27 protein-coding genes and 1 pseudogene are annotated in these 26,133 nt (G+C 54.9%); 7 read left to right on the top strand and 21 right to left on the bottom strand.

Annotated features, from left to right (window positions below):
- Positions 1–10 precede the first annotated feature (10 nt).
- Positions 11–763, top strand: coding sequence for a 4'-phosphopantetheinyl transferase family protein (locus CIK74_RS06155; RefSeq protein WP_096254892.1), 753 nt, complete (start codon positions 11–13; stop codon positions 761–763).
- Positions 764–773: 10 nt separating this feature from the next.
- Here the strand turns inward: CIK74_RS06155 and CIK74_RS06150 are convergent, their stop codons facing one another.
- The 4 genes from CIK74_RS06150 to CIK74_RS06135 form a co-directional block, all read right to left on the bottom strand.
- Positions 774–1,121 carry a cupin domain-containing protein gene (locus CIK74_RS06150; protein WP_170947766.1) on the bottom strand — a complete coding sequence of 116 codons (348 nt, stop codon included), beginning with the start codon at positions 1,119–1,121 and terminating at the stop codon, positions 774–776.
- 111 nt (positions 1,122–1,232) lie between these two features.
- The gene (locus tag CIK74_RS06145; protein WP_096254890.1) at positions 1,233–2,066 is read right to left on the bottom strand and encodes a hypothetical protein; all 834 of its coding nucleotides are present in this window, start codon (positions 2,064–2,066) and stop codon (positions 1,233–1,235) included.
- 436 nt (positions 2,067–2,502) lie between these two features.
- Complete coding sequence (locus CIK74_RS06140; RefSeq protein ID WP_096254938.1) at positions 2,503–3,726, bottom strand: MFS transporter; 1,224 nt, start codon at positions 3,724–3,726, stop codon at positions 2,503–2,505.
- 97 nt (positions 3,727–3,823) lie between these two features.
- The gene (locus tag CIK74_RS06135) at positions 3,824–4,027 is read right to left on the bottom strand and encodes a helix-turn-helix domain-containing protein (protein ID WP_229676933.1); all 204 of its coding nucleotides are present in this window, start codon (positions 4,025–4,027) and stop codon (positions 3,824–3,826) included.
- A gap of 232 nt (positions 4,028–4,259) precedes the next feature.
- Here CIK74_RS06135 and CIK74_RS06130 point away from each other — a divergent pair, with 232 nt between their 5' ends.
- On the top strand, positions 4,260–4,748 hold the full coding sequence (locus tag CIK74_RS06130; protein ID WP_096254888.1) for an Lrp/AsnC family transcriptional regulator: 489 nt from the start codon (positions 4,260–4,262) through the stop codon (positions 4,746–4,748).
- A 3-nt stretch (positions 4,749–4,751) separates the two neighbouring features.
- Here CIK74_RS06130 and CIK74_RS06125 read toward each other — a convergent pair whose 3' ends face one another.
- The 5 genes from CIK74_RS06125 to CIK74_RS06105 form a co-directional block, all read right to left on the bottom strand.
- Positions 4,752–5,993 carry an MFS transporter gene (locus tag CIK74_RS06125; RefSeq protein WP_096254887.1) on the bottom strand — a complete coding sequence of 414 codons (1,242 nt, stop codon included), beginning with the start codon at positions 5,991–5,993 and terminating at the stop codon, positions 4,752–4,754.
- Positions 5,944–6,348 (bottom strand): low molecular weight phosphatase family protein, encoded by a 405-nt coding sequence (locus tag CIK74_RS06120; RefSeq protein ID WP_096254937.1) that lies wholly within the window; start codon positions 6,346–6,348, stop codon positions 5,944–5,946. The genes CIK74_RS06125 and CIK74_RS06120 overlap by 50 nt, the downstream gene beginning before the upstream one ends.
- A gap of 74 nt (positions 6,349–6,422) precedes the next feature.
- Positions 6,423–7,931 (bottom strand): APC family permease, encoded by a 1,509-nt coding sequence (locus CIK74_RS06115; protein WP_096254886.1) that lies wholly within the window; start codon positions 7,929–7,931, stop codon positions 6,423–6,425.
- A gap of 76 nt (positions 7,932–8,007) precedes the next feature.
- Complete coding sequence (locus tag CIK74_RS06110) at positions 8,008–8,865, bottom strand: universal stress protein (RefSeq protein ID WP_096254885.1); 858 nt, start codon at positions 8,863–8,865, stop codon at positions 8,008–8,010.
- 2 nt (positions 8,866–8,867) lie between these two features.
- Positions 8,868–10,280: an NAD(P)/FAD-dependent oxidoreductase gene (locus CIK74_RS06105; protein WP_096254936.1), complete on the bottom strand. Its 1,413-nt coding sequence runs from the start codon at positions 10,278–10,280 to the stop codon at positions 8,868–8,870.
- Between the two features lie 105 nt (positions 10,281–10,385).
- Between CIK74_RS06105 and CIK74_RS06100 the strand changes: the two genes are divergently transcribed.
- Entirely contained in the window at positions 10,386–11,039 is a 654-nt protein-coding gene (locus CIK74_RS06100) for a TetR/AcrR family transcriptional regulator (protein ID WP_096254884.1), read from the top strand.
- Positions 11,036–11,257, top strand: a complete 222-nt coding sequence (locus CIK74_RS06095; protein WP_096254883.1) for a hypothetical protein — start codon at positions 11,036–11,038, stop codon at positions 11,255–11,257. Before CIK74_RS06100 ends, CIK74_RS06095 begins: the two co-directional genes overlap by 4 nt.
- On the opposite strand, the gene CIK74_RS06090 is transcribed toward CIK74_RS06095, so the two are convergent.
- The 8 genes from CIK74_RS06090 to CIK74_RS06055 form a co-directional block, all read right to left on the bottom strand.
- Positions 11,254–11,442 carry a hypothetical protein gene (locus tag CIK74_RS06090; protein WP_096254882.1) on the bottom strand — a complete coding sequence of 63 codons (189 nt, stop codon included), beginning with the start codon at positions 11,440–11,442 and terminating at the stop codon, positions 11,254–11,256. The two genes, CIK74_RS06095 and CIK74_RS06090, sit on opposite strands and share 4 nt — an antisense overlap.
- Positions 11,443–11,609: 167 nt before the next feature.
- Positions 11,610–11,990, bottom strand: coding sequence for a hypothetical protein (locus tag CIK74_RS06085; protein ID WP_096254881.1), 381 nt, complete (start codon positions 11,988–11,990; stop codon positions 11,610–11,612).
- A gap of 347 nt (positions 11,991–12,337) precedes the next feature.
- Positions 12,338–12,577 carry a hypothetical protein gene (locus CIK74_RS06080; RefSeq protein WP_096254880.1) on the bottom strand — a complete coding sequence of 80 codons (240 nt, stop codon included), beginning with the start codon at positions 12,575–12,577 and terminating at the stop codon, positions 12,338–12,340.
- 232 nt (positions 12,578–12,809) lie between these two features.
- The gene (locus CIK74_RS06075) at positions 12,810–13,298 is read right to left on the bottom strand and encodes an Lrp/AsnC family transcriptional regulator (RefSeq protein ID WP_096254879.1); all 489 of its coding nucleotides are present in this window, start codon (positions 13,296–13,298) and stop codon (positions 12,810–12,812) included.
- 86 nt (positions 13,299–13,384) lie between these two features.
- The gene (locus CIK74_RS06070; protein ID WP_240520470.1) at positions 13,385–13,834 is read right to left on the bottom strand and encodes a VTT domain-containing protein; all 450 of its coding nucleotides are present in this window, start codon (positions 13,832–13,834) and stop codon (positions 13,385–13,387) included.
- A gap of 42 nt (positions 13,835–13,876) precedes the next feature.
- A complete protein-coding gene (locus tag CIK74_RS06065) occupies positions 13,877–15,133 on the bottom strand; it encodes an MFS transporter (RefSeq protein ID WP_096254877.1) in 1,257 nt (418 codons plus the stop codon).
- Positions 15,130–16,275, bottom strand: a complete 1,146-nt coding sequence (locus CIK74_RS06060; protein ID WP_096254876.1) for an FAD-dependent oxidoreductase — start codon at positions 16,273–16,275, stop codon at positions 15,130–15,132. The genes CIK74_RS06065 and CIK74_RS06060 overlap by 4 nt, the downstream gene beginning before the upstream one ends.
- Positions 16,276–16,593 carry a bifunctional 3-phenylpropionate/cinnamic acid dioxygenase ferredoxin subunit gene (locus tag CIK74_RS06055; protein WP_096254875.1) on the bottom strand — a complete coding sequence of 106 codons (318 nt, stop codon included), beginning with the start codon at positions 16,591–16,593 and terminating at the stop codon, positions 16,276–16,278. It lies immediately after the preceding gene.
- A 176-nt stretch (positions 16,594–16,769) separates the two neighbouring features.
- Between CIK74_RS06055 and CIK74_RS06050 the strand changes: the two genes are divergently transcribed.
- A complete protein-coding gene (locus CIK74_RS06050) occupies positions 16,770–17,456 on the top strand; it encodes an NAD(P)H-binding protein (RefSeq protein ID WP_096254874.1) in 687 nt (228 codons plus the stop codon).
- 104 nt (positions 17,457–17,560) lie between these two features.
- Here CIK74_RS06050 and CIK74_RS06045 read toward each other — a convergent pair.
- Positions 17,561–17,734, bottom strand: a pseudogene (locus tag CIK74_RS06045) (hemin transporter); the annotation flags it as partial.
- A gap of 176 nt (positions 17,735–17,910) precedes the next feature.
- On the opposite strand from CIK74_RS06045, the gene CIK74_RS06040 reads away from it, so the two are divergent.
- The gene (locus CIK74_RS06040; protein ID WP_096254873.1) at positions 17,911–19,188 is read left to right on the top strand and encodes an ISL3 family transposase; all 1,278 of its coding nucleotides are present in this window, start codon (positions 17,911–17,913) and stop codon (positions 19,186–19,188) included.
- A gap of 110 nt (positions 19,189–19,298) precedes the next feature.
- Here the strand turns inward: CIK74_RS06040 and CIK74_RS06035 are convergent, their stop codons facing one another.
- Positions 19,299–21,101, bottom strand: coding sequence for an L-lactate permease (locus tag CIK74_RS06035; protein WP_096254872.1), 1,803 nt, complete (start codon positions 21,099–21,101; stop codon positions 19,299–19,301).
- A 311-nt stretch (positions 21,102–21,412) separates the two neighbouring features.
- The gene (locus CIK74_RS06030; protein WP_096254871.1) at positions 21,413–22,210 is read right to left on the bottom strand and encodes a class III extradiol ring-cleavage dioxygenase; all 798 of its coding nucleotides are present in this window, start codon (positions 22,208–22,210) and stop codon (positions 21,413–21,415) included.
- A gap of 141 nt (positions 22,211–22,351) precedes the next feature.
- Here CIK74_RS06030 and CIK74_RS06025 point away from each other — a divergent pair, with 141 nt between their 5' ends.
- Positions 22,352–22,795 (top strand): MarR family transcriptional regulator, encoded by a 444-nt coding sequence (locus CIK74_RS06025; protein WP_170947764.1) that lies wholly within the window; start codon positions 22,352–22,354, stop codon positions 22,793–22,795.
- 6 nt (positions 22,796–22,801) lie between these two features.
- Here the strand turns inward: CIK74_RS06025 and CIK74_RS06020 are convergent, their stop codons facing one another.
- The gene (locus CIK74_RS06020) at positions 22,802–26,002 is read right to left on the bottom strand and encodes a DEAD/DEAH box helicase (protein ID WP_170947763.1); all 3,201 of its coding nucleotides are present in this window, start codon (positions 26,000–26,002) and stop codon (positions 22,802–22,804) included.
- Positions 26,003–26,133 lie beyond the last annotated feature (131 nt).

Here is a 26,133-nt window from a genome sequence, read left to right as displayed (position 1 = left end):
TCTGGACTACATGAACTTCGCCCACTCTGACTCGCAGATTTTCTACGCGGTGGCCTCGCCTGGACAAGTGCAGTTGGCGGCCGAAAAACTTGGCGGACCCGCAAAAATCCTAGGCAGCGAAGCCGGCCGGGCTGAAGGCTTCACTCATCAGGAAGACCGCGAAGCATTTACCGCTTCTCGAACGCTGTTGCGACTGCTGCTCTCCTACGTCACATACGGAGAGCTTGATCAATCATCAGACGTGGACATTTCGCGGCATTGCATCTCCTGCAATTCCAGCGACCATGGCAAGCCAACAACGCCACATCACTCAATCTCGTTGTCCAGAACTAGAGAACTAGTCATTGCTGCCGTGGGCCCTAAAGACTTGCGCCTTGGCACCGATATTGAACGGGGCACCGCGCTGAGCCCGCGGGGGGTCTTTCCCGGCTTTGACCAGATCGCGCTAACGCCTGCCGAACTCAAACTGGTGCACCGAGACAAAGACCCAGATGACACAAGGCTTTTGGCGTGGACCGCCAAAGAAGCACTGCTCAAGGCGGATGGCGCCGGATTACGAAGCGAACCTTCAACGGTGCGGGTACTCTCGCCTTCGGTGTTAAAGGCGGCCCGCCGCAACAGGTGGGCCAGCTCAAGGCACCTTGCCGGGTACAGCCTTCGCTGGCTCCCGGTGCCAGCCACGCATGTGGCGGTGCTTGCCGCTTCGACGCCTTTGCCTGTTCAAGAACTCGGCGCGGAAATCTTCAAAACGACACTGAGCTGACGATTCGTTTCTAGATGTTGATGAAGGTAATGAGTATTCTGGCGGGTTTCTCGGCATAAACGGCGTGCACGACTCCGGCTTCGAGCCGAATAATCCCGCCGTAGTTGAGGTGATGGGTTTCTTCACCCACGCTGAAATCCACTTCCCCATCAAGTACTTGCACAATAATTGGCGTGCCGGCTTTATGCTCGGCGAGCTCAACATCTGCGTCGAAGGCGATCTGCACCAAGGTGGCTCCCGAGCCGGCGCTGAGGCGCTTAGCCGAATACCCTCCAGGCTTTATCGGATTCGCCTGCTCCAAATCGCCAAGTTCCTGCGCCAGGAGGTTGCTTGCTTCCTTCGTATCGTTATTGTCCACCACGAACATTCCTTTACTTCAGGTGATGCCGGATTTCCAGACCCCGGTCACTTCCGAGTATCTCAGAGATTACCGTTCTTGCACGCTCAATGGCCTTCGGGCTTCAACGAACTAATATGAGCGTCGTTTGGCCTTACGGACAATCAGGAGAATAACACTGACCAACATGGCTACCGCAAGGGTCACCAAGGACGGTATGAGCCAGTCGGTTTGCCCGATGGAGCCTTGGGTCAGCTCACCAAATTTGGCCAACGAACCACCGGCGGAACCCACCGGATTTTCCAGAAGTGTGACGACCGCGGAGATTACCGCTGGCATGATCCATTGGATAGCTAGGGCGATAACCCAAACCACCAAATGCCAGATCTGCAAAAATCCGAGGAAACCCAATACTAAACCAAGCACCAATGCCCCGGCGTAGGTTAAGGATGAATAGATCTCCGGCTCTAAGGGAGTATAGGTTGCCACCATCTGCAGCCATTGGCCCACACTAAAAACAAGCGCGGCTACCAATAGCGCCACGATACTCAGTCGCAATTTGGCAATCAAGAAATACAGCACCTGGCTGATCACAAACGCCGTGCCTAAGGCCCAGAGCTGGGTTTGGAGTCCGTCGCTGATTTTCCCTTGGAAAATTTCCGGTGCGTCGCCCCAGATCCATTGGAAAACAAGCCCGACCAGGGCGAGAAGCACACCAATATCGGTCAGGATTGCGAAGCTTGTACCGTGGCGGCCAATCACTCGCGTGAACCAACCACCGAGCAAGGCGATGCTCGCGAAGATGATGATCAGCCCCGCCGCGTCACTCATTGAAGTTGGCAGCATTGGTTGCTCTCGTTGCCCCAACCATAACCACAACCACGGACCAACCGCGAGCAGGACAATAAATAGCCCGGCAATGATCTGTGCCCACCACGGGCTCCAGAACTGACGACTGCTTCTCATACTTAACGTGTGTGCTCCCACGCGCTCATTCTGTCAGAGCCGAGCTAACGTTCCTAGGACCTCGGGACCCGTTTCACCTTTCATTGAGCGCGCCACCGTATCTACGGCTTTGAGAATTTCTCCTCGGAACAAAATCAAAGGGATCCGTAAGCGCTTCTCCAGAGCTGGAGCGAACGCTTACGGATCCCTTGATCAGATGCTTCGATGCCCAAGAACGGTATCTTTGTCCCGTCTCTCAAAACCAACCGTCAAGACATGATGATCTTTTCGGCGATCGGCGCAAGCCATGCAAGGTGGTAACCCGATGACTTCAACTGAGACCAGTAAACATGGAACCAGTCAGTGTGCGCAACAGGCACATTCATGATTGATCAATATGATCACTACAATCAGGGAGACATCGTCTAAAACCTGCGTTTTGCTAAGCGCACTGAATTTAGTGCCGTGCATCACTCTCGAGTTCAGGTCCATCGGAGACCCGTTCAAGTTTGATTTTCCTTTCGGCAACTGCCGATGAAAAGAACATCGCCACAATGACAAATCCAAGGGGAAGGTGCAGCGCCTGCCGTAATCCAAATTCATTCCCTATAAAGCCCAGAAGTGGTGGACCGACTAAGAAAGCGATATATCCGATGGTGGCGGCCACCGCGACGCGCCCCGCCGGATCCGCCCCAGAAGCTCCGGCGGCGGAAATCGCCAAAGGGAATGCCAACGAAGTACCAATTCCCCACAGGATGACCGCGGCACCGGCAAGGACTGGGCTGTTCAGGAAAATGACGCCTGCAAGCCCCAGCGCTCCAAGGAAGGCACTGACCGCAAAGGTTCTGCTTGCTCCAAAGCGCCCAATAAACCAGCCACCGCAGAACCGCCCGATAGTCATCGCCAGCGCGAACCCGGTGAAGATCAATGACCCTGCGGCTGGATCAAACCCGTGCCCGTCAACCATCACCAATGGCAGCCAGTCATTGGCCGACCCTTCGGCGAGCGCCATCGCCAAAACGATAAACCCGATCAACAGCAAGCGTGGGTCCGTCCAGAGTTTGGCTGCGCTCGGCGATACGGACTCTTCCGTGCATGACCTGTCAATTTTCCCTGTGCCTTGCGGAAGGTAACGGATAACGTACAGAAATAGTGCTAGCGAAAGCAGCCCGCTGAACACCAAATGCCAGAGGACTGGAAAAGCGATTGAAGTGAAAATAATTCCTGCGCTGGCGCCAATGACCGTGCCAAGGGAGAAGAATCCGTGAAGACTCGCCAGGAACGGTTTCTTAGTGAGTCGTTCAATCTCGGCGCCTTCCACATTCATTCCAACTTCTGCGCTTCCCATACCGGCACCGAAGAGAAACAGCCCAGCGGCCACGCACCATTCAAGTTGGAAGTGGGCGCTAATTCCAATGAGCGGCATCGAGGCGATCACCGCTGCAGAGCCGGTGCGGATAACCGGACGTGCGGCAAACCGTGCAACAAGTTTTCCGGAGAAGATGATGCCGAGCATGGAACCGACCGATAGTCCGAAGAGTACGAGGCCCATCTTCGCCGGGGTGGCTTCCAGCAGGTCTCTAATGGCCGGGGTGCGCGTCACCCACGAGGCCATACTCAAGCCGGGCAGGAAAAATAGTGTGTACAGGGCCCAACGACGTTGGGTAATGGTCGGTGACAATTCCGCTCCTGGTGCGGGTGCTGGCAGTGCCGAAATCGGCATTCAATCTAAAACTACATAAGTTTCGGATTCTCTACTTGCTCACCGGCGCCTTAGATCAGTCAAGATCTCCGGTGACTTCCTCACGGGCTTGGGCGTAACGATGCTGAATGTAGTTCTCTAGTTCTACCCGCTCCACCCGCCACATGCCACGGCCACCAATTTGAATAGCAGGAAGCTCACCGCTTTTCACCAGCGCACGAACTTGGGGAAGCTTTACGTTCAATTCCTCGGCAACATCCTCTAATCTCAAAAACCTCATATCTGAAAGGTTACTGCGATTTAGGATCATTTGGTATGAAACCGGACAAGTTGTTCATAAGTAATGCTTTGTGATTCGACGCAAGCCAAGCCATGGCACATAATGGGTTAGACGCAACAAAACCGGTCAGACCGTGCAACACAGTTGGGCATGGCTGGTCATTTTGACTAAAATCCTATGAAGGCACCTAGGCCGCGGACCACCCAACATGGCAGCACAGGAGAATCTCCACATGAATTCGGAAACGTATCAGCTCGATGAGACCGACCGCCGAATTCTGTTGGCTTTAGATAATGATCCACGTGTACCGATCATGATGCTCGCTCAGCAGCTAGGCCTGGCACGCGGAACGGTGCAGACACGTCTGGAACGTCTGGCTCATTCCGGTGCTTTGCGCCCGAATACCGCCCGTATCCTGCCAAGCTCTATGGGCCGTGGAGTCAGTGCGTTTGTGAGCGCCGAGTTGAACCAGTCGAGTCTGAATGAGGCCATCGATGCATTGCGTCGCATCCCAGAAGTTTTGGAATGCGTTGCTCCTGCCGGGGAAACTGATCTGCTGATTCGCGTCTCGGCTACCGATCCAGATGACCTTTACCGGGTCTCTGAAGAGATCCGTTTATGCCCTGGGATCACTCGCACCTCAACCTCAATGATTCTGCGTGATGTTATCCCCTACCGCACCACTGCATTGCTGTCGAAGCTGAGCGGAACAAAGAACTAGTTTCTAGCCTTGCACCAGATCCAAGGTCCGTGCTGGCAGATGCTTGCGGGCTGCGTAGACGCAAACCATGCTCACTAGGCAAAGCCCGATAAGCAGCACAATAAACCAGAGGGGATCAGCAAACGGGCGCCACATGGCAAAGAGCGTTGGGAAGCTGAAGCCGATAAAGCACACCGCATAGAACCGGCCGGTAAGTTTTCCGATTTCGCCGGATCCTGCAAGGTCGAGTACCTGGCTAAGCCCAGCAACCAGCAGCACTCCATTGGCCGAACCCGAAACGATGAAGGCCACATAGCCCAACGCTTCAGATCCGCTGAGGTATACCAGAATCATCAATGCGAATGCCAGCACTGAGAGGATCAGCCCGGCCATCAGTACGTTGACCTTGCTGGTGTCGTTATAGCGTTTGGCCAAGGGCTGGACCAGCAGGCCCATCCCCATGGTGATAACTACCGCGGCAGTAGTGAAAAACAACGATGACTGACCTGCTGCCGAGCTCAACGCGGGCACGATAGCAAAACCGCTTGCCGCGAGTCCGAAGACCCATGGGGCAGCGGGAAGCACCACAAGTTTAAACCGCTTGAGATTCTCGGGGGTGGTCGCAGTCCCAGAATTATTGGCCTGAACCGCCTTTTCTTCCTTGACCGTAGTGATAAGGAATAACCACGAGAGCGCAGCGACCGCGTGAATTCCATAGGCCAGTTCAGGGCTGGCGCTCGCGCCCACAATAGTTCCGGAGATCATCGGGCCGATGGCAAACCCTGCCGAGGTGCACAGTGCCGCTCGGGTTGCTCCTGCCGGTCCCACACTGAGCACTTTAACCCAGCTGGTCACCGCCACCATGGCCAGTCCCATGCCCATTCCGGTAAACACTCGTCCGGCATATAACCCGGAGTCGTGGACTGCCCCGAACATCATGCTGAGCGAGCCGAGCGTGGAGGCGGTCAAAGCGAGGAGGGTGAAAGGCTTGCGGCCAAACTTGTCAGCTAGCGGGCCGCCCAGCAGCAGCGTCGGAATCATGCCGAGCAGATAACTGCCCATCACCAGCATTGCTTCAAATTCACTGAGCTCGCGGTGCTGCTGATACCAGCTAATGAGTGAAACATACTGGTTAGCGCACCATCCGGTGAGAATCAGGCAGATTCCCGGTAGCCACCACGAGGTTGTGCCCAGTTTCGTCTTGCTAACGCTGATCTTATTTCTCCAGTTCGCGGTACAGTTCGCGTACCCGCTCGGCGATTTCATCACGGATCAGGTTCATCCGTTCGCTGCCCGTCACCCCGTCCTCGCTTGGCTCATAGGTGACCCAGCGTTCGGTGGGAATGCTTTCGTTGATGCTGGGATTAGCTTCGCTGCCCAGAATAACCACGCGGTCCACCTGGTCCAATATTGCAGGGTCAATGCCCTTGGGAACACCTGCGGACATGTCTGCTCCGGCCTCGGCGAGCGATTCGGCAGCCTCGTGATTGATCACGGAGCCAGGGTTTGTCCCGGCCGAATAGCTGGTCACCTTGCCGTCCGAGACAAGGTCCATCAAGGCCGCAGCCATTTGCGACTTGCCTGCATTGCGAGAACAGATAAAAAGAACCGAAGTAGCCATGAACATATTGAACCACCCACTGAGCATTAGTGGGTGGTTCAATAACAATTGTTGAGCGCAGCAAGGGTAACTAGCTACCGAGTCCTAATGGTTTCTCCTCTGAAGAAGGCTGGATGCCGCCACTTGGTGAACAGCATGATTGCGACACCGAGCAGCAAAACACCCACCCCCAGAATGAAGACCATGCCCACGGAACCAATCGCGGATCCTGAACCATAGTCGGGATTCATTGATTCGATGGCCGTGCTGAAGAACATCACCAGCAGCACTGCACCGCCGATGAGGGGTGCAAGGAACTTGAAGAAGAAATTCCGAACGCTTGCAAACAACTCAGAGCGGAAATACCAGACGCAGGCTAGTGCGGTAATCCCGTAGTAGAAGCAGATCATCAGTCCCAGAGCCGTGATGGTGTCCCACAGGGCATTTTCAGAAATCAACCGGGTCACCACGTAGAACACGGCCGCGGCTGCTGCCGAGACTACCGTGGCAACTGAAGGGGACATGAAGCGCGGGGAAATTTTTGCGAAGCTCGGCGGCAGCGCCTTGTAGTACCCCATGGCCAGCAAGGTACGTGCCGGAGAAACCATGGTTGACTGCAGCGAAGCCGCCGAGGAGGAGAGAATCGCCAGCGACATCAGAATGGCTAGTGGACCCATGATAGGTCCGGAGAGCACCGCGAAGATTGATTCCTGGTTTGCCTCGTTGCCCGCACCGAGTCCGGTTTGGCCTACTCCGGCCCAGTACAGGACGCCCAAAGACACCGCAAGGTACAACGCGATGATGACCAGCACCGTCCACGTCGCACCGCGTCCGGGAACCTTGGCCGGGTCAGTGGTTTCCTCGTTCATGGTCAGCGTGACATCCCAGCCCCAGAAAACGAAGATTGACAGGGAAATGCCTGCGGCGAAGGCGGTGAAAGAATCCACTGAGGCCGGGTTGAACATCTCTAAGCTAATTGGTGTCCGGTCAAAGGGAGTGTCACTGGTGAACGCCATGATCGCAAAGAGCAGCAGGACCGCCACTTGAAAACCAACCAGTATGTACTGGAACACCTTGGTGGCGTTGAGTCCACGATAGGAAATGTAGGCGGCCGCCGCGATGAAGACCAACGTGGTGGGAATGTTGACCCACAAGTTTTTCGTCAAGTCGGCGATTGCCTGGTTTCCGGTGAGCTGGGCGAGGAGAATATAGAAGAAGTCCACCGCCACCGCGGCAAGGTTGGATAAGACGATCACGGTAGCCGCGATAAGCCCCCAACCGCCCATCCAACCGATCATCGGTCCGAAGGCTCGGGTGGCCCAGGTAAATGAGGTTCCGGAATCTGGCATCGCGTTGTTTAGCTCGCGGTAGCCCAAGGCGACCAGCAACATCGGAATGAAGCCGGCTAACAAGATGGCCGGAAGGCTCGTGCCGACCTCTGCCACGGTGGCGCCGAGTCCGGCGGTCAAGGTGTAGGCCGGGGCAATGCAGGAGATGCCGATGACTACTAGTCCGACTACTCCTACGGTGCCGGTGGACAAACCTTTAGAGTGCAGACCGCTCTCGGATTGCTCGGCAGTTTCCTGCCTCAGTTCTTGCGACATAGTGTTAACCTTCTGGGTTTTTTCTGGGCAGACCTCTGCGTCTGCCCAGAAAACGGGTATCCCCCGCGCGATGGTTTTAGTTCGGTATCACTGCCATGGGCACGTGCAACTTGCCTAGGATTCGTTGGGCCTTGGCTCCGACAAAGAGACGACGGCTTGCAGCTAACCGGGAAGAACCCAGAATTGCTACTTCTCCGGCTTCCCAAGCCAGCGAATCAATGGCTTCATCCAGGCTTTGACGTGAAATCACTTCGATACTTGCCTGCAGTCCCATGGACTCGGTCAGTTCCGCGAGGAACTTCTTGGTGCGCACCAGATGCGGATCAAGCTCAGTGGCTGGATCCGATACGTCGGTATCGGATACGAGCGTCGCGACGCGTAATGCCACTTTGCGGACCGTGGCGAACTTGGCCGCGTTGGCAATGACCTCCCGCGCTCCGGGACGGTCTCCGACGAATGCTGTCATTCGGGTGATTTGCCCATTCGCTGCACGCAACGAGGCAAGCGCCTGCGGGCTGGACATGAATACCGGAACCGGTGAAGCGTGCAGGAGTGCATTTACTACCGCGCCGGGCATGAAAAATCCCGCACGGTGGCGTTTACGCCCACCCAAGACGATGCCATGCACACCGGTTTCTACGGCAAGCTCAATCAGGCCTCCGGCGACCGAGGATACCGAGCGAGCCACGACTTTGGCGCTGACTCCTTGCGGAACCTGGGCTAGCGCGGCAACTGCCCACTCATCAACTTTGGCCGAGAGAATAGAGTCGAACCCATGGTCTCCACCGGGGTAGATGGCGCTGAAGGGTGTCGTTGCAGGCACCACAATGCCTATGGTCAGGCTAGGCGTTGTGGTTCCCGCCACCAGAGCAGCCGCCAGCTCCAGTGCTTCGGCACCGCGCTGATCTGCGGTGTATCCAACAAGCAGATTCATGGCTACGCGTTGACCTTTCCTAGCGGAGCAACACCGTCATAGCTTTCGTCATAGCTGCTTCCTTCTAGCTTTGCGATGATTCGAGCAGCGCTGCGGCGTCCCATGCGTACCGCACCATCCACGTGCTGGTAGCCCTCACCGGCAAGATCTGATGAGGAGAAGTACAGCGGTCCCACATTGTCGTTCTGGACTGAGCCAAATCGTGTCAGACCACCAAGGTCGTAGCTGGTGGCGTAGGCGCCTCGGGTCCATTCTTCGGCCGCGAAGTCGGAGAGGTAAAAGACCTTGGGGTCCAAGGCCTTAGCACCGAGGAAGTCGGCGATTCCCTGCAAGATCTGCGATTTGCGTTCTGCTTCGTCTAATTCCCACATGGCATCGGCGTCAACATCGGAGATAAATCCGACCAGTGTGCCGGTGCTTTCTCCGGTGTAGGTATTGTCGTAGAGTTCCTGGACTACTGCATTGGGTCCGAAGCAGGTCCCGGAAAGTCCAGCTTCACGCCAGAAAGGCGTCTCGTACACTGCGTGAACCTTGATCACCAATCCCATGGACTGGTGCTGGTGGGTGACCAATTGCTTGCGTGGAAGCGCAGGAACGTAGCTGATACGCGAGTACAGGTTCGGAGGAACCGCTATCACGGCCTTTTTGGCCTTGATGCTCACCGTCGCACCGTGGGCAATCACGCTGTCCTGTGACCATTCAAGCTTGAGTACCGGGTTCTCCAGGTACACGTCGTCGCCCAGGCGTTCGGCCACCGTTTTGGAGACGCCCTGCATGGTGCCAACGATACGGCGGTCAAGAATGAAGTCTTCGTCCACAAGATTGTCGAAGGAGCCAGCCGAGGAAGCCATGAGCACTGCTTGCAGCGCCGAGAAGGTGTGAGCGGGTTTGGTCAGCATGCCACCGGCGATAAATAGACCTACGTTATCGCAGGCAAGTTCATCGCTGCTGTGCTCGCGCAGGAAGTGATGGAAGGAGATCATGTCAAGCTCTTCAGCCTGCGGGTGCTCCCACGGCTTGTCCGGATCCATTTGCGCTGCGAGGCCATTCATCACCTCGATAAGCTTGTTCATTTCGGCCACGGTGCTTGGCGCTACGGGGAAATCTTCACCGTCGTAGGCAATGGTCTCGCCCTCCGCTGTGCGGTACAGGCTTTTGCCTTCCTTGTAACGCTCGAAGGTTTCGATGCCCAGTTCGTTGATTAGCGAATACAACCCGGTTTGGTCCGGGCTAATCCATTGCCCGCCAATTTCAATGGTCGCCCCCTCCATTTCTTCGCTCCAGGTACGTCCGCCGACGCGGTCGCGGGCTTCAAGAACTGCCACCGTTTTCCCGCACTTTTTCAGTTCATAGGCGGCGGTGAGACCCGATGGACCTGCCCCGATAATGACAACGTCGCGTTCGATCTGTTTCACAATAATTCCCTTCGGCACTAAATGAATTTGGTTCATTTACCTCTGCGTATAGCATAGGGTACGAAGATGCTCTTGTGAAGCATGCCACGTCAGGGGGAAATTGGAATGAGTACCGAGAGTCCTCGACGGGCTGGAAGGCCGCGCAAAGCGATACTCAGCCGAGATCGCATTACCGAGCACGCGCTGAGCCTAGTCTCCCAAGACGGTTATGATGCACTGACCATGCAGCAACTCGCACGATCCTTGGGGGTATCGCCTTCGGCGCTCTACAACCATGTCGATTCCAAACAAGACCTACTGCAATGGATTCAGGAACTGGTCATGGCTCAGGTAGATACCTCGGCCTTTGGGAAACTTGAGATCCACGAGGCGCTGATCCAATGGGCGACGAGCTACCGAAACGTTTTTGCGTTGCACATCCCGCTGATTCCGGTCATCGCAGTGCTACCGGTATCTGATTCCCCACGCACCATAGCAATGTATGAGCATGTGGCCGAAACACTGAGAGGCCGTGGTCTGGCCGACGCCGCAGTGATTCCCACCATCGTCGCCCTTGAGTCCTTCATCTTCGGATCGGCAATGGATACCGGTGCACCGCACGACATCTTTGATACCAGCAATCATCGCGAGGCGACCCCGCACTTCACCCAGGCAGTGGCGGCGCAACGCGCAACCGGGGTCAACACCAGTGACGACTCTTTTGAACGCGGATTACGCGCCCTGGTGACCGGACTACTAGCATCGAGAGACCTCACATGAGCCAGGATTCAGTCCCGGCAGGGCACCGCCGGCTTTCTGCCAAACAATGGACAGCAATTGTTCTGGGAATTATCGCACTCATATTCATCTTGCAGAATCTGAATTATGTTCGTGTGGAGCTACTGATATTCCATACCAGCGCCCCGCTCTGGGCAATACTCAGCATCACCTTGATCATTGGTTACTTGATTGGGCGTTTCTCCAAGAAGCGGGATTAGTCCTCAAGTAACGCCCACTCGCCAACCTCTTCCCCTTCGGCGTCGAGAATATCTTCCTGCGCGCCGGGTTCAAATGGGTAAAGTGCGATATTTTTAGACCAATCCGAGAGAATTTTCTGCAGCTCTTCCAGCGGCTTGAGTTGCATACTCTCGGAGTCAAAGTTTACTTCCATGACGAAACGCATGTTGGGCTCCAATCCCTAGGATTATCGCCATCTTATGCCCAGAAAACTTAAATTACGAGACTTGCCAGCCCGTCTTCAAAGTGCTCACCTGCAAGGAATTCGGCTCTCCATATGCAACAAGGGCGAAACCCCATGGTTTCGCCCTTGTTGCCAGGAAATTTGAGAGCCTACAGTGTTGCACCCATGCTCGAAAGGGAGGTAATCGCTTCATTGCCACCGACCTTGTACAGGGCTAGAAGCAGTCCACCAAAGACAATCCCCATCACTGCACTGAATCCGAGGGACACCTTGACCAGCGAACGAACTTCCTGACGGCTAACCGAGGACTCGTTGTTCAGGTAGTTCATCGTTCCCTGGCTGATCGCCTGGACAGGGGTGCGCACGGAAGTGCTGAGAACACGAGCCGAGAGTATGTTGGATGCCGAATCCGTTTCGCCACCACGTAGGTAAGCTACCGTTGCACGGTTCTTGCGATCCTGGCGGAATTTGATAATGCTCTCGCCATGGCGGGCCAAGAGTATGTCTTCACCAAGAGGGATCGCGCCCATTGTTTTCTCCTAAAGTTTCAATAACACCGTAATTCCAGTAAAGCCCATAAAGTTTTCCCTTTAATACAGAACCCCCTTATTCGTTCACAAGGTCACAGGAGACTGTGATTGAACCGGCATCAATTCAATTAGAATTCCATAAGAATGGTGACCTGCGTCATTTTATGAAAGCCATTATGGAATGCTATTCATCCATTAGTTGCTGGGTTGGGTTTTGACCGCCTTCATGGCGAGCTACACCACACAACGCACATCGCTTACACGGCGCTACGAACCAAATGCAAAATGAGGGCCGAAGGATCCTTGCGACCCCTTCGACCCTCACGATGCTGCACTTGAGCTAAAAACTATGCGGCTTTCATGTGCTTTTGTTTACTTTCACGTTTAGCGTTGTGAATTGCCACTGCCAAGTCATGATTTGTCAGCTCATCCGGAGACGCAACTGCGTACTTTCTTGCCTGCCGCATCAGGGATTCGCGAATCTGGGACGCATGCGTCCGGCGATACTTCGCAACCAGATAGATACTGGCGCCTGCTAGTACCGCAAGGGTGACCAGCGCGGTTAGTAGAGTAACTTCAATACCCATTGCCTTCTCATCCTCCTCGATCCTCAACTGGGAAGGTGATACGTCGTAGTTAACGTAGGACCCTAGTCACCCAGGGCCTCATCACGTCTCGCCGCTGAAGAGAACATTTATCTTAGCATTTTTATTCGAATAGTTCAAATGCTTTTAGTGAGAGAATTCGAATCTACACAGAGGTCAGATTAGATTCGACAACCGGCAAGATGGGATATCAATAATTTGATCAAGCCTTTGGTTAGTACTCGTCAGTTCCGTGGCTGTGTTCGAAGACTAGGGATGTTTGAGTGGTTGCCACCGCAGGGTTGGCTGACAGGTTATCCAATACGAACTGTCGAACGTCGGCTGAGTTGCGGACGGCAATATGCAACACGAAGTCGTCTGCTCCGCCCAAGAAGAATAACTGCTGCACTCCGGGCTTTGAGCGCATATCCGATGCGAAGGTAGACATCAGATGTCTTGCACCTGGGCGGATTTTTACGAAGATCAATGCTTCGAGCTCACGGCCCAGGACTTGGGGGTTCACCTCAATAGTGAATCGTGAAATAACCCCCGAGTCGCGTAAAGCGTTCAGCCTCGCCAAACATGTAGAAGCCGCAATGCCCAGTTCTTCAGCCAATGAATTATTGGTCCGCCGCGAGTTCTCTGAAAGCAAGGACAACAGACGACGGTCTAACTCGTCGAGCTGCGCCGTGCGCTTTTCGCCGGAGGCAGGATTGTTCAGCATTAGGTGGCACCGGCTTTCACTGCGATATCTTTTGACTTTGAAAAACTCGCGGAATTCCTACGCGATGGAACTACAGCATAGTAAATTTATGTCTCGTCTGATTTCGCCACCGGAGACCTGCTCTGCCGAAATCGCAAAACCAGGATAACAATGGCGGAAATGAGTAAGGCGCCTGTGAGTAGGTACGGCCATTCCAGAGAGAGCCAAGCATAGAAAATTGCCATGCCAATGGTCGTGTATATCAATGCCCACGCTAGTGCTCCGACAGTGACGGCGGGAAGGTAACGCCGCAAGGGCATTCGGCTCACCCCGGCGGTTGCGTTCACAGCTGATTGAATGCCGATGGTAAGAAAGCACAATGGGACCGCGAGCATTCCCCACCGCGCGATAAATCGTTGTGCACGCTGATACATCGCCCCGTGCACGATCCTTTGATACCGGGTATTCTCAACTCCGCGCGCCACAGCACGACCTAACCAGTAGGTCGCGTTGCCTCGCAGCATTGCTCCAATGAAGAAGAAAGTAAACGTCACCATAAAAGGTGCCTCATTTACCAACCAATTTATTGTCATTACTGGCTACGGAACGCTTTTAATTTTTAAGACCAGAACCGCACCGAGCAGGCTGATCACTGCAGAACACATGAATAACGTTGAATAACCGCCTAGCCACGTCACCGAAAGCCAAGCAATAAGCGGGGCAAACACCTGTGGCAGCGAGTTCGCAATATTGATCATGCCCAGATCTTTACCGCGAGAATCCTCAAACGGCAGTACCTGTGTAAGCAAGGCAAAATCGACGGCGAGATAAGCGCCAAAACCAACCCCGAGAAACACGGCCGCGAAGATCGCAGTGGTGAAGGTAGTCGCAAATGCGAGGGTCAACGCAGCCCCAGCCACAATGACCGAGGAGAGGATCACGTATTTCTTGCGTTTTCCATCCCGGTCAGAGAGCCGACCGGCAATCACCGAGGAGAAAATCACGCAAAAGGCGTAGGTCGCTGTCAGGATCAGCACGCCGGTGGCGGGTTCTGGGTGGCGCAACTTGTCCTGCAAGAAAAAGAGCAGGTAAACCAAGCACAGCTGGCTGCCCAGATAGAGCAGGAAACGGGAGAGCCAAGCCCATCCGAAATCTGTGTGCTGCATCGGGTTGATCCAGAAGCTCTTGACGAATTCCATGAGCTTTAACGGTTCTAACGCACCCTTTGGAAGCGGAACATCTTGCCGCAGCAAGACAAAGGGAATCGCGCAAATGGCTACGGCCGTTGCAACAATCGCATATCCGAACACCAGATTTGAGGCCGCAAACATGCCGATGACTGCACCAATAAGTGAGCCGCAGGTCTGCCCCAACGCCACCATCCCACCGACAAGGCCACGTTGTTCCACCGGCACCTTGTCCGGGATGGCGGCAAAAATCGCGGCTAAGGCTGCATTGCCAGCCGCTTGCATCAGCGCCCAGCCCAGTACCAGCATGCTCACCGTTTGGGCGGTTGACATGAGTAGCAGCGCTAACGCTCCGCAGACCGTGCCGAACAGAACCCACGGAACACGCCGGCCAAATTTCGAGGTACTCCGATCGCTCAGAGCCCCGAAGAGTGGATTTGCCACCAAAGAGACAGCCGCACCAACGCCGGTTACCAGCGAAAGAATGGCGGCCTTCTGGCTGGCATCTAGCTGTTCAGCGTGTAATCCAAGGAGTACCTGAATCGGCGCGAAGAAGCCAACATTAATCCCGATATGAACGGTGACAACAGCTGCAATCCAGCCAACGCCGACTCGTTTGGTAGGGATCTTGAGAGCTTCGGGGACTCCCCAATTGCGTTCAGCGATCATAGCTGTTCCTGCCGTCCAAGGTCACGCGGACCAACACTGGAGTCTTGCAGTTCCTCAATGCTTGGCGTGTAGCCACGTGCGATGAGTCGTTTGACGGCTTTAGACATCTGGCCACCGTCAATCATGGAGGCCGCTACCAAATTGCCTGCTTCGTTAAGACCGAAAAGTACCTGCAACTTCCCGCGTCGGTTCAATCGCGGCACATGCTGCGCAGCTTGGGAAAAATCCCCTACCGCTTCAACATGGCTCTCGTGCCTATCAGACCAGAACCACGGTACCGAATGGGGCCGTGCGTCGCCTCCCATGATGGTGGCCGCGGCAATCGCTGCGTCTTCCATGGCTGCTTCCCAGTGCACGGCACGGGTGCGTTGAGTCATCCGTGCGCCATCGCCTATGGCCAAAACCTGACGGTGCATGGTGGTGCGTTGCTGATCATCGACAAGTATTCCGTCGTTGATCTCTAGCCCCATCGCTTGTGCGAGGGTAGTTTCGGGCTCGACTCCAATGGCAGCGACGAGGATTTCAGCCTCGATTCGTTGCCCATCGACCACCGCGTAGCCTGCACCGGCCTCGGTGAGTTCACCAGATAATACGGTGATCCCGTGCCGGGAGTGCTCGGCATGCAAGACTGCCGCCATCTCAACACCCAAGACGTTGGACAACGGCGCCTCCGAGTTGGAAACGAGTGTGACCTGAGCGCCGAGCATTTTTGCGGTGGCCGCAAATTCTGCCCCCACCAGGCCGGCACCGATAACCAGTACGCGCTGCCCGAACATTCCATCTTCCAATGCGACCGAAAGATCAGCCGCATCGGTGGCGGTATGCAGGCTGCGTATGTGCTCTGCGCCCGGCACCTGAAGTTTTTTTGGGGTGGTTCCGGTAGCTAGCACCACCCATTCATCCTCGGCGGTGGGAGCAACTAGCTCGGTAATGTTTTCTTGGATGAGCGAAACACCGTGCTGTTCAAACCAGGCGGGTGGAACAAAGTACTCGCGCTGCAGGGATTTGCTCAGCGGTGGCCGGTCATAGGGAAGCCCCTCGGGGTCGCTGATTTTGATGTTCCCGGCATAACCCTTGCTCACAAGTTCGCGCGCGAGAGTAAAACCGGCAACACCACCGCCGACAATGTGTACTGACGGCATCTAGATATCTAGCTCCAAGTTTCCGTCGACTACGGCAACCTTGTACGTGCGGGCATCTACGGTGGCAGGCATGCACTGCACCTTGCCGGTGCGCATATCGAAGCTGGAGGAATGCATCGGGCATTCAACTTCGCAGCCTTCAATCCAGCCGTCGGAGAGCGAGGCTACCTCGTGGGTGCACTCGTCTTGCAACGCGTAGAAATTGCCATCATCGGCGTGGAACACCGCAATGTCCTCGCTCGCACCGCTTTCGCTGGCGGGAACTAGTAAGGCTTCGCCTTCGGGTAGCTCGTCTGCAGGGCCTACCTTGTAGCTCACGATGACTCCTTTGAAGTGGTTAAACGTCTGGAACCATCTTGTCACTGTTGGTGCCCGCTGTCCTATCTGAAAGATCACTACTAAGTAATAACAGCACCACGAAATCCAGGGTCGGAATATCTCCTCATCTCTTGGTGTTGTGCCAAAGACGACAACCGAGGAGAAAAGAGCAGCATATGTCCGAAACAAATCGAGTAGTCATCATTGGTGGACACGGGAAGGTTGCACTTCTTGCGGCACCAAAACTTGCAAGTCACGGGTTGAACGTAGAGTCGGTGATTCGCAACCCTGAACATAGCGATGAAATCAGTGCCCTGGGCGCCACCCCGGTAGTGCTGGACATCGAACAGGCAGACGTTGACACGTTGGCCCAGCATTTTAGCGGCGCCAAGACAGTGGTGTTCTCCGCCGGCGCTGGCGGCGGAAGCACCGAACGCACCGTCGCGGTGGATTACGAAGCCGCCGTACGCACCATGAAGGCGGCCGAGCAGGCCGGGGTGAAGCGTTTTGTCATGGTCTCCTATGCGCGCGCATCCGTTGACGTGGACAGCCTAGAGAAGGACAACTCCTTCTACACCTATGCCAAGGCCAAGCATGACGCGGACAAATTCTTGCGTTCAACCGACTTGGACTTCACAATTCTTGGCCCTGGCCTACTGACCCTGGATCCATCCAGCCAGAAGGTCACGCTGACCGATGAAGAAGGCAAGATCCAAGGACGTGCCCCGCAGGACGATGAGGGGAATACTGCGCGTGAAACCGTTGCAGATGTCCTGACCCATGTTGTCGTCAACAACGCAGCCGTTCGCCAGACAGTGAATTTCTACGACGGACAGACACCGATCGCAGAGGCGATCAACTAAGTCGTTACTGATTAATTGAGCCCATCCGGTTTTTCGGGTGGGCCCAATTCTTTCTTAGTCCAGATAGCTCCGGATTCTTTGTCTGAGGAACCAGCTGTCTTGCGTTACTGAAAATCTGCAAGCCATAGGTCAGGGCCGAAGACTTCATACTGGATGTCCTTGGCGGGAATCCCTCTGGCTATCAGCGCGCTGCGCACAAGTTTCATAAATGCCAATGGTCCACACAGGTAGTATTCGGCATCTTCAGGCAATTGAACATCGTCGATGTTCATATACCCGGAGTGCTCGTTTTCTGCCATGGTGCCATCCGGATGTTCAAACCAGGCATCAAGTTTGCCCTCATTAAGCGGCTCTTCAAGTTTTAGCGTGGTGAGCCCGAAAAATAAGTAAGGCCCGCAGTCCTCTGCGAAAATGGATGTTGTCTAGACAAACCATCAGCAAGGAACTACGAGCCGTGTTTAAGGATACCGGTGGAAACGACACTGCGTCGATTCTTCTCAACCTCACTGACTACCGCGTCATCGACGCAACCCAAGAACCAGCCGGACGACAAGTCCTTATCGAGCCCAAAGCCACAGAGGCAGCCTGCCCAACTTGTGGGGTGATCACCACCCGCATCCACTCCAGACCAGTGCACCGGGTCAAAGACCTCCCAACCGGTGGCAACGACATTCAGGTCCTGGTGCGCAAACGCCGGATGGCCTGCCAAGAGACCGCCTGCGAACGCCGCTCGTTCGTGCAAACCACCGAACAGCTACCGTTGAGGGCCAGAATCACTACCAGGCTCTCTCAAAAGCTCGTGGACGAGATGAGCTGCGAACTGCGAGCCGTGTCCAGGGTCGCTTCTGCGTACCAAGTTTCCTGGCCAACCGTGATGGCAAGAGTGAACATGGTCGGTGAGCTTGTAGGCAACGTGGACCGCATGTTCATCCGCCGTCTCGGTATTGATGAGCATCGTTTTCGTAAGGTCCGCTACGCGCGCGGCCGCACCGGGAAAGTGATTCGTATTGAGCCGTGGTCTATTGTCTTCACCGATCTGGATACCGGAAAAATTCTAGATATTGTGGACGGACGGCGCGGTGCAGCGGTGAAGAAGTGGTTGAAGTCCCGGCCACGGTACTGGCGTCAACGAGTGCAGTATGTGGCCATTGATATGTCTGCTGAGTTCCGCAAAGCGGTGCGTGAAAACCTGCCCAAGGCCAAGATCAGCGTGGACCATTTTCATGTCATTCAGCGTGCGAATCTGATGATTACTCAGGTGCGCCGGCGTCGCTCCCACGAGGTGCTCCAGCGCCGAGGAAGGGTCGCTGATCCGGCCTACAAGTATCGGAAACTGTTGACCTGCAACTTGGAGAACTTGTCGATCAAGCAAGTTGAACGACTGAAACTGATCCTTGAATCAGATCCTGAGCTGGGCGTGATTTATGGGATTAAGGAACACGTGCGGGAACTGCTGAAAACCAGGGATATCCATGATTTTCAATCGAGGTGGGCGGTACTGGAGAAATCGGTGAAAGCAACCAAAATGGTCGAAGCGAAGTCCTTGTTCCGGACACTCACTGCGTGGCGTCGGGAGTTGCTGGTGTTCATTCGTACGCGGTTGACGAATGCTCGGAGCGAGGCGGCGAACCTGACGGCGAAGAACTTGAAACGGATCGGTCGGGGTTATCGGAATCATGATCATTACCGGGTCAGGATATTGTTATACACGGCGGGCCTACGGCCGTGCTGAGCATCCTGCACCACGCTTAAACTCGAAGAGCCCTCCAAGCTATCGCAACATGACAAGAGCAGAAGCAATCCGGCATGAACGCCCGATTGCTTCTGCTCTTGTTTCTATTCCTAATCCTGGGCCGGCTGGGTGCCGCCAGACTTCGTAACGAACTTCGGTTTCTGCTTGAGCATCCACCGAACGATCAGGGCGAAGCCGACCAGCAGAATTACCAGCATGATGGTTCCGACGTTCAGTCCGAATCCGTGGATAAAGAGGAAGGAAATAACACCGCCAGCTAGGCAGTAGTAGATCGTGACCAGAATCGTCTTGCGCAACAGATCGCCTTCACGCCCTAGCAAGCCAACTGTTGCCGATGCTGCAACAATATTATGAATGGAAATCGGATTGCCTCCGGCACCACCAATAGCCTGCGCCGCAACGATAGATTCCGGCGGAACTCCGATCTGCGCTCCGGTGGAGAACTGGAATTGGGAGAAGGTCAGGTTGGAAATGGTATTTGATCCGGCTACGAATGCCCCCAGAGCCCCGATCCACGGTGCAATTAGTGGCCAGGCGCCACCTGAGATTGCGGCTGCGCCCTCGGCCAGCGTCACCGGAATGCTGGAGAGCCCAGAATTATTCAATTCCGGCCCGGATTGAATCAGGATACGCACCAAAGGAACCGCGAAGAGCAGGGCAACAGCGGTGCCAAATAGCTGCGCGGCCGAGACTTTGAAGGCACGTGCGATTTGCGCGCCATTCATCTTGTGCAGCACAAAAGCGAAGACGGAAGCAAGAATCAGCACAAAGCCTGGCAGGTAGAACGGCTGAATGCTGGTACTGATTCCGGTGCCGAGAATATCGTTCACCGGAATGGCAAGCCCCGTCAAGAAGGTTTTCACCTCGGGGATCACACGGGTCGCGACCAACAGCGTGCCCATCAAAATATATGGTGCCCAGGCACGGATCAGGCTCATCTTCCCAGTCAATTCCACTGCCTTAGCCGATTCGAGCGAGCCCATCCAACGCTGAGACCAGGTTTCTTTCGGTCCGAAGTCGAAGATCTCCTTGGGCATCAAGAATCCGCGGCTAGAAGTGAACATAACCAGCGCGAGGCCGATCAGACCGCCAAATAGTGACGGGAATTCAGGCCCGAAGAAGCGGGCAGTGAGAACATAAGGAACCGTCATGGCCAGGGACGCGTAGATAGCAAAGGGCCAAACGGCCAACCCGTCGCGGAAGCGCCGTTCCGGGCCAAAGAACCCGGTAAGCATGCAGACCATGATCAGCGGAATAAGCAAACCTACGAGCGCGTGGATTATTGCGACTTCCAGGCCAATAGAGTTAATGAACTCCGGCATGGTCAGTCCCAGCACACTGACTCGTTCTGCAACGGCGGGATCGCCGCCAAGCCCCTGCTGCACACCAATCAAAATTGGTGTGCCTACGGCACCGAAGCTCACTGGAGTGCTCTGAATGATCAGACCCACCATCACGGCGGCCATCGCCGGGAACCCAAGGGCTAACAGCAACGGCGCAACCACTGCGGCGGGGGTACCGAATCCCGAGGCCCCTTCGATGAAGCTACCAAATAGCCAGCCGATGATGACTGCCTGGACGCGGCGGTCGGGTGAAATGTTATTAAATCCGGCCCTGATGGCGTTCATTGCACCGCCCACGGTTAGCGTCGCGAGCAAGAGTAGGGCACCGAAAACGATGTATAGCATGGTGGCGGCAACAACGAGCCCCTCAATCGAGGCGGCAAGCACCCCGCTGAAGTCCATCTTCCAGACGAACAATGCCACGAGTACCGCAACGACGTATCCGACCGGCATGGCGAATTTTGCGGGCCAACGGAATCCTACGAGTAACACCCCGACTACCAATATTGGTGCGAGCGCGAGCAACGCGAGCACTCCTAAGTTGTCCATATTTCTGATCCTCTCTGACCATACTTTCGCAGCATTCCCATCTGCATGTAGACAGCTCCACTTGGTGCGAGAAAATGACTACCTAATGGTCAGACCACTATGGTCCGACCATAAGATCATAACCTACATTTACCTAGATTGTGAGACCCGTCACCTAGTGGATTTAAATCCACCACTTCCATCCGCAACACTTCAGACTGCAATCCTCCTATATCCACGGGCGACTTTTAGTTCGAGTAAACCAAAAAACGATCCCGCAGACCAGTGGTCCGCGGGATCGCTTTTCTCGTTTTAGGAAATCTACAGTGGTATTAGGTGAGCGTCCAGGAACGCTTGGACAGCCCGAACCAAAAACCGTCGATAGCAGTTTTTGCGTCAATACCGCCCGAGGCATAAGCGGCGCCGAGCGAGACATAGAGTGGAGCCCAGTGCTCGGAGCGCGGATGGGCTTCCCGAGCGGCAGGAGCCTTATGCATGAAGTCGAGAATCGAGTCCACATCCCCACGAGCCATCGCTTCTTCGGCCCAATGATCAAACTCGCTGGAGGCACTTGGTGGGGTGACGTCGGCGCCACCGGCAGGATTGAACCAACGCAGGTTGTGGGTGGTGAATCCGGAACCGACAATCAAGGTCCCGCGTTCACGCAAGGGAGCCAAGGACTTGCCTAGCTCAAAAAGACCGGCGGGATCTAGCGTTGGCATGGACATCTGCACTACCGGCACGTCGGCATCCGGGAACATTTCCTTGAGCGGGACATACGCCCCGTGGTCCAGCCCGCGGCTCTCATCTCGCTCTACATGGTGGCCATGAGTTGCGGTAAGCCGTTCAACTTCCAGCGCAAGATCTGGAGCCATCGGTGCGTCATAACGCACGTCGTAGTACTTCTGCGGGAAACCCCAGAAGTCATAGACCAGCTCATTTTTCTGCGAGGTTGCACTGAGCGTGACCGGGGCATTTTCCCAGTGCGCAGAGATCATCAAAATGTCTTTGGGCTTACTGATGGTTTCTGACCAGCCAGCTAGTTCACTGGTCCAGCGGGCATCGTCGGCCAGGGGCGGTGCACCATGGCTCAAGAATAATACCGGAGGGAGTTCTGCTGACTGTGTCATAAATACAGCATATACTCACTTGATTGAAGCTTCAAGCAATTTTTGTATATCTCTACATTTCAGCGCACCCCCAAGTCGGTCAAAGTCTTACTTTTCCGACAAATGTCGGCGACAGTCGCACTGTTCTCTAGAATAGAAACCATGCACGATGAAAAGCTGCTTGCCCAGGTAGAAAAAGAATTCACCACCACGTTGCTTCGCGCGCGACAATCGATCCGCGAGCGCGCCAAAGCTATCCACCCTGAACTTCAGGCACCTGGCTACCGAATTCTGTCATTCTTGATCCACAATGACGCCCAACAACAAGGAGCCCTCGCAGAGCACCTTGAACTGGACAAGGCCACCATCTCGCGGATGGTCAAACAGCTTGAATCAATGGGCCTTATCACTCGCACCACAGATCCATCCGACGGACGAGCCCAATTGGTCTCAATCACCGTCAAGGCACACGAAGCGTGGAAGGCCAGTGGAAATAGCCTCCGCACTCGACTTCACAACCGTCTTTCCGATTGGGATGAAGCAGATGTACAACGCTTCGCTGATCTCCTGCACAAGATGAATGAGGACCGCGAAGACCTACGCTAGTCGTCGCTACTCAAGCAAGGCCAAAAAGTCCTCGGTATCCAAGGTGGTTGCCGAGGCCATTTGCTCCGAATCCCCCAGAACATCGTTAAAGAGCTGGGTTTTCTTAGCTTGCAGAGCCAGAACCTTGTCTTCAATCGTGTCTTTAGCAACCAACCGATACACGTACACCGGCTTATCTTGTCCGATACGGTGTGCTCTGTCGATCGCTTGAGCTTCTGCAGCCGGGTTCCACCACGGGTCCAATAGGATGCAGTAATCAGCCGCGGTGAGGTTAATACCGAAGCCGCCAGATTTCAAAGAGATGAAAAATACGGGGAACTTGCCTGCGCTGAAGTCCTCGATTAGTTCTCGTCGCTTGGCACCACTGGTGCTCCCATCGAGATAACCGGTCTCAAACCCAAGGTCGAGCGCTACCCCGCGGGCTTTGGCTAGGAACGAGGTGAATTGGCTGAAGACTAAAATCTTGTGCCCCTCGGCCACTGCATCTTCCAATAATGATTGTAGAAGCTCCAGTTTGGCACTTGGCCCGTTGCCTTCATCAACCAGTGATGGATCCAAGGCGAGCTGGCGCAACAAGGTCAGCGACTGCAAGATCTTAAAACGGTTGGAATCAACATCTTGAACCAGTCCTAAGACTTCTTGACGTACCCGCTGAAAACGCCGGTCGTAGGCCTTACGGTGAGCCGGTTCCAGCTCGACGTGAATGACTTGTTCGGTCTTCGAAGGAAGATCCTTGGCTACCTGGTCCTTGGTACGGCGCAGCACAAACGGGCGCAACCGGCTCTTTAGCCGTTGCATCCGTGCCCCATCCCCGGAGGCAATGGGCTTAGAATAATTATCTTTAAACGCCTTGAGGCCGCCTAAGAGCCCTGGTGCGGCCAGAGAAGTCAACGCCCAAAGTTCCAAGAGATTGTTTTCAACCGGAGTGCCGGTGACGACAAACTTGCAGGGGACCTGAATCTGGCGAACCTGTTTGTACCCCTTTGAGGCGTGGTTTTTCACCATCTGCGCTTCATCCAGGATGAGCACGGAAAATCCCATCTGTTCAAACTGTTCAAAGTCCAGACGGAAAATCGCGTAGCTAGTCACTATCAGCTGTGCGTCACCGACGGTCTCGGCAACGCTGCTACGTCGCTTAGTGCTCGTTTCATTCAAGGCCGTGGTGCGCAATTGAGGAGTGAATTTCGCGGCTTCACTTGCCCAGTTGCCGACCACCGAGGTCGGCGCGACCACCAAATACTTGGCTTTTGGATCTTCTATACGCGCCTTCTCCAATGCGGCCAACAACTGAACCGTTTTGCCCAGTCCCATATCATCGGCCAGCACCCCGCCAAGCTGATGACGACGTAAGAAATCGAGCCAGTTCAGGCCCTGTTGCTGGTAGTCACGCAAGGTGGCGGTAAAGCTTCCGGGCACCTCAACATGATCGGGGCCTTGGGCGCCTGTCAGCTTCGCCATTGCGGCGAGCCACTCATTTTCCTGAGCCTCGATAATTCCTAAGGCCACAAGTTCTTGCCACCAGTCAATGTTCAACCGGTGCATCCGCACCCCTGAGGAAGTACTTTGCGCTAATTCGCCAGCCTCAGAGATCAATTGGCGAAGGGCATGGAACTCTGCACCGTTGATGGGAACAACTTGCGCATCGTCTAACACCAAATAGTCGTCGCCAGCACTGAGCGCACTAAACAACTCGACGAAGGGAATCTTTTTCTCGGCAAGTTTGATATCGACGTCTAGGTCGAACCAATCATTGCTTGCTTCACCCACGCCAATGCTGACGACCGCTTGTCCTTCGGCGCGTTTATAGTCTGGGACGACGCTGTGCTCATCAACTTGTACGTCTGGGTGCTCACGCAACAACGGCAAGGTATCCAACACAAAGTCGATGCTCGCAGTGAGATTGAGTTGCAGGGGCGCAAAACTTCCCGTACCAGATTGAACTAATGGATTCTCCGTTCCTACCTTGTCCAAAATGCTACGCAGAATCTCTCGCTCCACGGTTCTCTGCCGAGAACCGGAGTCAACGTAGTGCCAAGAGAATTCACCGGACAGTTCGTTGAGCGAGTGACGCAACTGCAGTTTCAGTACTGGCCGAGCCGGCTCAGGAACCTGGTAACTTCCGTCCGAGCTTTCTAGCGGCGCAACTTTGCGCATCCGCGGCATGAAAGAGTGATGGAATTCCGGGATCTGCTCCGTGGGGATCTGCACCGGACCATTACGCACTAATTCAATGAGTTCGTCCGTAATTTTTGGTTCAAAGCAGGCCAAATGTAAAGCCTTGGCTTTATCCGGGCTTCCTTCGAAGAACAGTGCCGCGGCCGGTGGCAGGCCCAGCGCGATCATTGAGGTGGGGAATCCTTCGGGAGCCAAAATCTTTGGTTCCAGTTTTAGACCCTGCTCATCTTCGATGAAATTCACCAGCCCCTGTGCAGGAGTCTGCGGGAAGTTGATGGGTTCTTTGGTCTTTGCCGACACCACACTAACGCCTGCGTCACGAATGCTTTTGAGGATGCGCCCAAGTTCTTCGCCGGGCAATAAGTTCAATGTCACCCAATCGTTGCCCCAGTGATCGTAATAATGGGATTCGCTCATCCGTAAGGAAATTCCGTACAGGTCCATCATGACTCGGCGCTGGGTGTCATCAAATCTTCTATCACTTGCCAGATGAGTCCAGGAGACACCGCTTTGCACCCAGGGCGAACGAGTGCCGGGTTGTGCCGGGCGCACCTTCACATCATAGGCGTCACGTTTGCGGTATTTTTCGTGAACTACCGAAACTAACAAGCCAAGTGGAACGGCCTCAGTCTCCGGTTCTAGCACCGGCAGCAGTGCATGCAACGAACGCTGCCAGTGAGGCACCGGACGTGGGCTGTCACCGTCATGATCTTCTAGCTTTGGATCATCGCTGACGGTGAGCTCTTCTTCCGGCGTCCGGGTCAGATACAGCCCCAACGCGGCAACGTGTTTGCATGGGCCTTCTAACTCTCCAGCCGTGCAATTAAACCGGTAGCGCACCTTGCCTTGGACAAGGTCCAACTGCATAAAGACCTCGGCGTCTGCTACGTCGGCGTATACCCGGCTCATTCCTGAACTTTGCACCCAGCGATAAGGGTTCACCTCGCCGGAGCTCATGACGAGGCTGCCCTCCATCATGGTCCGAGCGGCAAAGTGCCGGTTCAGCTCGGGAAAGGTCAGGGTGTATTCCATGTCCACCATTCGTTGCAGCGCAGGCCAAAGTCATTGGCCTGTACTAGTCTATTTTGTTTCGCCCTAGCATCTAGATACGGCTAGGCATTCAGTCTGAATACTTCTAAAAACTTGCTATTTCACAAGGCCTC

Source organism: Glutamicibacter sp. BW77, assembly GCF_002332285.1.
Taxonomy (GTDB): domain Bacteria; phylum Actinomycetota; class Actinomycetes; order Actinomycetales; family Micrococcaceae; genus Glutamicibacter; species Glutamicibacter bergerei.
This window is presented reverse-complemented; position numbering and strand designations above follow the sequence as displayed.

What these genes read in the sequence shown, in the direction of transcription:
- CIK74_RS06155 (WP_096254892.1), top strand. Translation starts at nt 11, where the DNA reads ATGAACTTCGCCCACTCTGACTCGCAGATTTTCTACGCGGTGGCCTCG.
- CIK74_RS06145 (WP_096254890.1), bottom strand. Translation starts at nt 2,066, where the DNA reads ATGAGAAGCAGTCGTCAGTTCTGGAGCCCGTGGTGGGCACAGATCATT.
- CIK74_RS06135 (WP_229676933.1), bottom strand. Translation starts at nt 4,027, where the DNA reads ATGAGGTTTTTGAGATTAGAGGATGTTGCCGAGGAATTGAACGTAAAG.
- CIK74_RS06130 (WP_096254888.1), top strand. Translation starts at nt 4,260, where the DNA reads ATGAATTCGGAAACGTATCAGCTCGATGAGACCGACCGCCGAATTCTG.
- CIK74_RS06125 (WP_096254887.1), bottom strand. Translation starts at nt 5,993, where the DNA reads ATGAAATCGCCGAGCGGGTACGCGAACTGTACCGCGAACTGGAGAAAT.
- CIK74_RS06120 (WP_096254937.1), bottom strand. Translation starts at nt 6,348, where the DNA reads ATGGCTACTTCGGTTCTTTTTATCTGTTCTCGCAATGCAGGCAAGTCG.
- CIK74_RS06115 (WP_096254886.1), bottom strand. Translation starts at nt 7,931, where the DNA reads ATGTCGCAAGAACTGAGGCAGGAAACTGCCGAGCAATCCGAGAGCGGT.
- CIK74_RS06110 (WP_096254885.1), bottom strand. Translation starts at nt 8,865, where the DNA reads ATGAATCTGCTTGTTGGATACACCGCAGATCAGCGCGGTGCCGAAGCA.
- CIK74_RS06100 (WP_096254884.1), top strand. Translation starts at nt 10,386, where the DNA reads ATGAGTACCGAGAGTCCTCGACGGGCTGGAAGGCCGCGCAAAGCGATA.
- CIK74_RS06095 (WP_096254883.1), top strand. Translation starts at nt 11,036, where the DNA reads ATGAGCCAGGATTCAGTCCCGGCAGGGCACCGCCGGCTTTCTGCCAAA.
- CIK74_RS06090 (WP_096254882.1), bottom strand. Translation starts at nt 11,442, where the DNA reads ATGCGTTTCGTCATGGAAGTAAACTTTGACTCCGAGAGTATGCAACTC.
- CIK74_RS06085 (WP_096254881.1), bottom strand. Translation starts at nt 11,990, where the DNA reads ATGGGCGCGATCCCTCTTGGTGAAGACATACTCTTGGCCCGCCATGGC.
- CIK74_RS06080 (WP_096254880.1), bottom strand. Translation starts at nt 12,577, where the DNA reads ATGGGTATTGAAGTTACTCTACTAACCGCGCTGGTCACCCTTGCGGTA.
- CIK74_RS06075 (WP_096254879.1), bottom strand. Translation starts at nt 13,298, where the DNA reads ATGCTGAACAATCCTGCCTCCGGCGAAAAGCGCACGGCGCAGCTCGAC.
- CIK74_RS06070 (WP_240520470.1), bottom strand. Translation starts at nt 13,834, where the DNA reads ATGGTGACGTTTACTTTCTTCTTCATTGGAGCAATGCTGCGAGGCAAC.
- CIK74_RS06065 (WP_096254877.1), bottom strand. Translation starts at nt 15,133, where the DNA reads ATGATCGCTGAACGCAATTGGGGAGTCCCCGAAGCTCTCAAGATCCCT.
- CIK74_RS06060 (WP_096254876.1), bottom strand. Translation starts at nt 16,275, where the DNA reads ATGCCGTCAGTACACATTGTCGGCGGTGGTGTTGCCGGTTTTACTCTC.
- CIK74_RS06050 (WP_096254874.1), top strand. Translation starts at nt 16,770, where the DNA reads ATGTCCGAAACAAATCGAGTAGTCATCATTGGTGGACACGGGAAGGTT.
- CIK74_RS06035 (WP_096254872.1), bottom strand. Translation starts at nt 21,101, where the DNA reads ATGGACAACTTAGGAGTGCTCGCGTTGCTCGCGCTCGCACCAATATTG.
- CIK74_RS06030 (WP_096254871.1), bottom strand. Translation starts at nt 22,210, where the DNA reads ATGACACAGTCAGCAGAACTCCCTCCGGTATTATTCTTGAGCCATGGT.
- CIK74_RS06025 (WP_170947764.1), top strand. Translation starts at nt 22,352, where the DNA reads ATGCACGATGAAAAGCTGCTTGCCCAGGTAGAAAAAGAATTCACCACC.
- CIK74_RS06020 (WP_170947763.1), bottom strand. Translation starts at nt 26,002, where the DNA reads ATGGAATACACCCTGACCTTTCCCGAGCTGAACCGGCACTTTGCCGCT.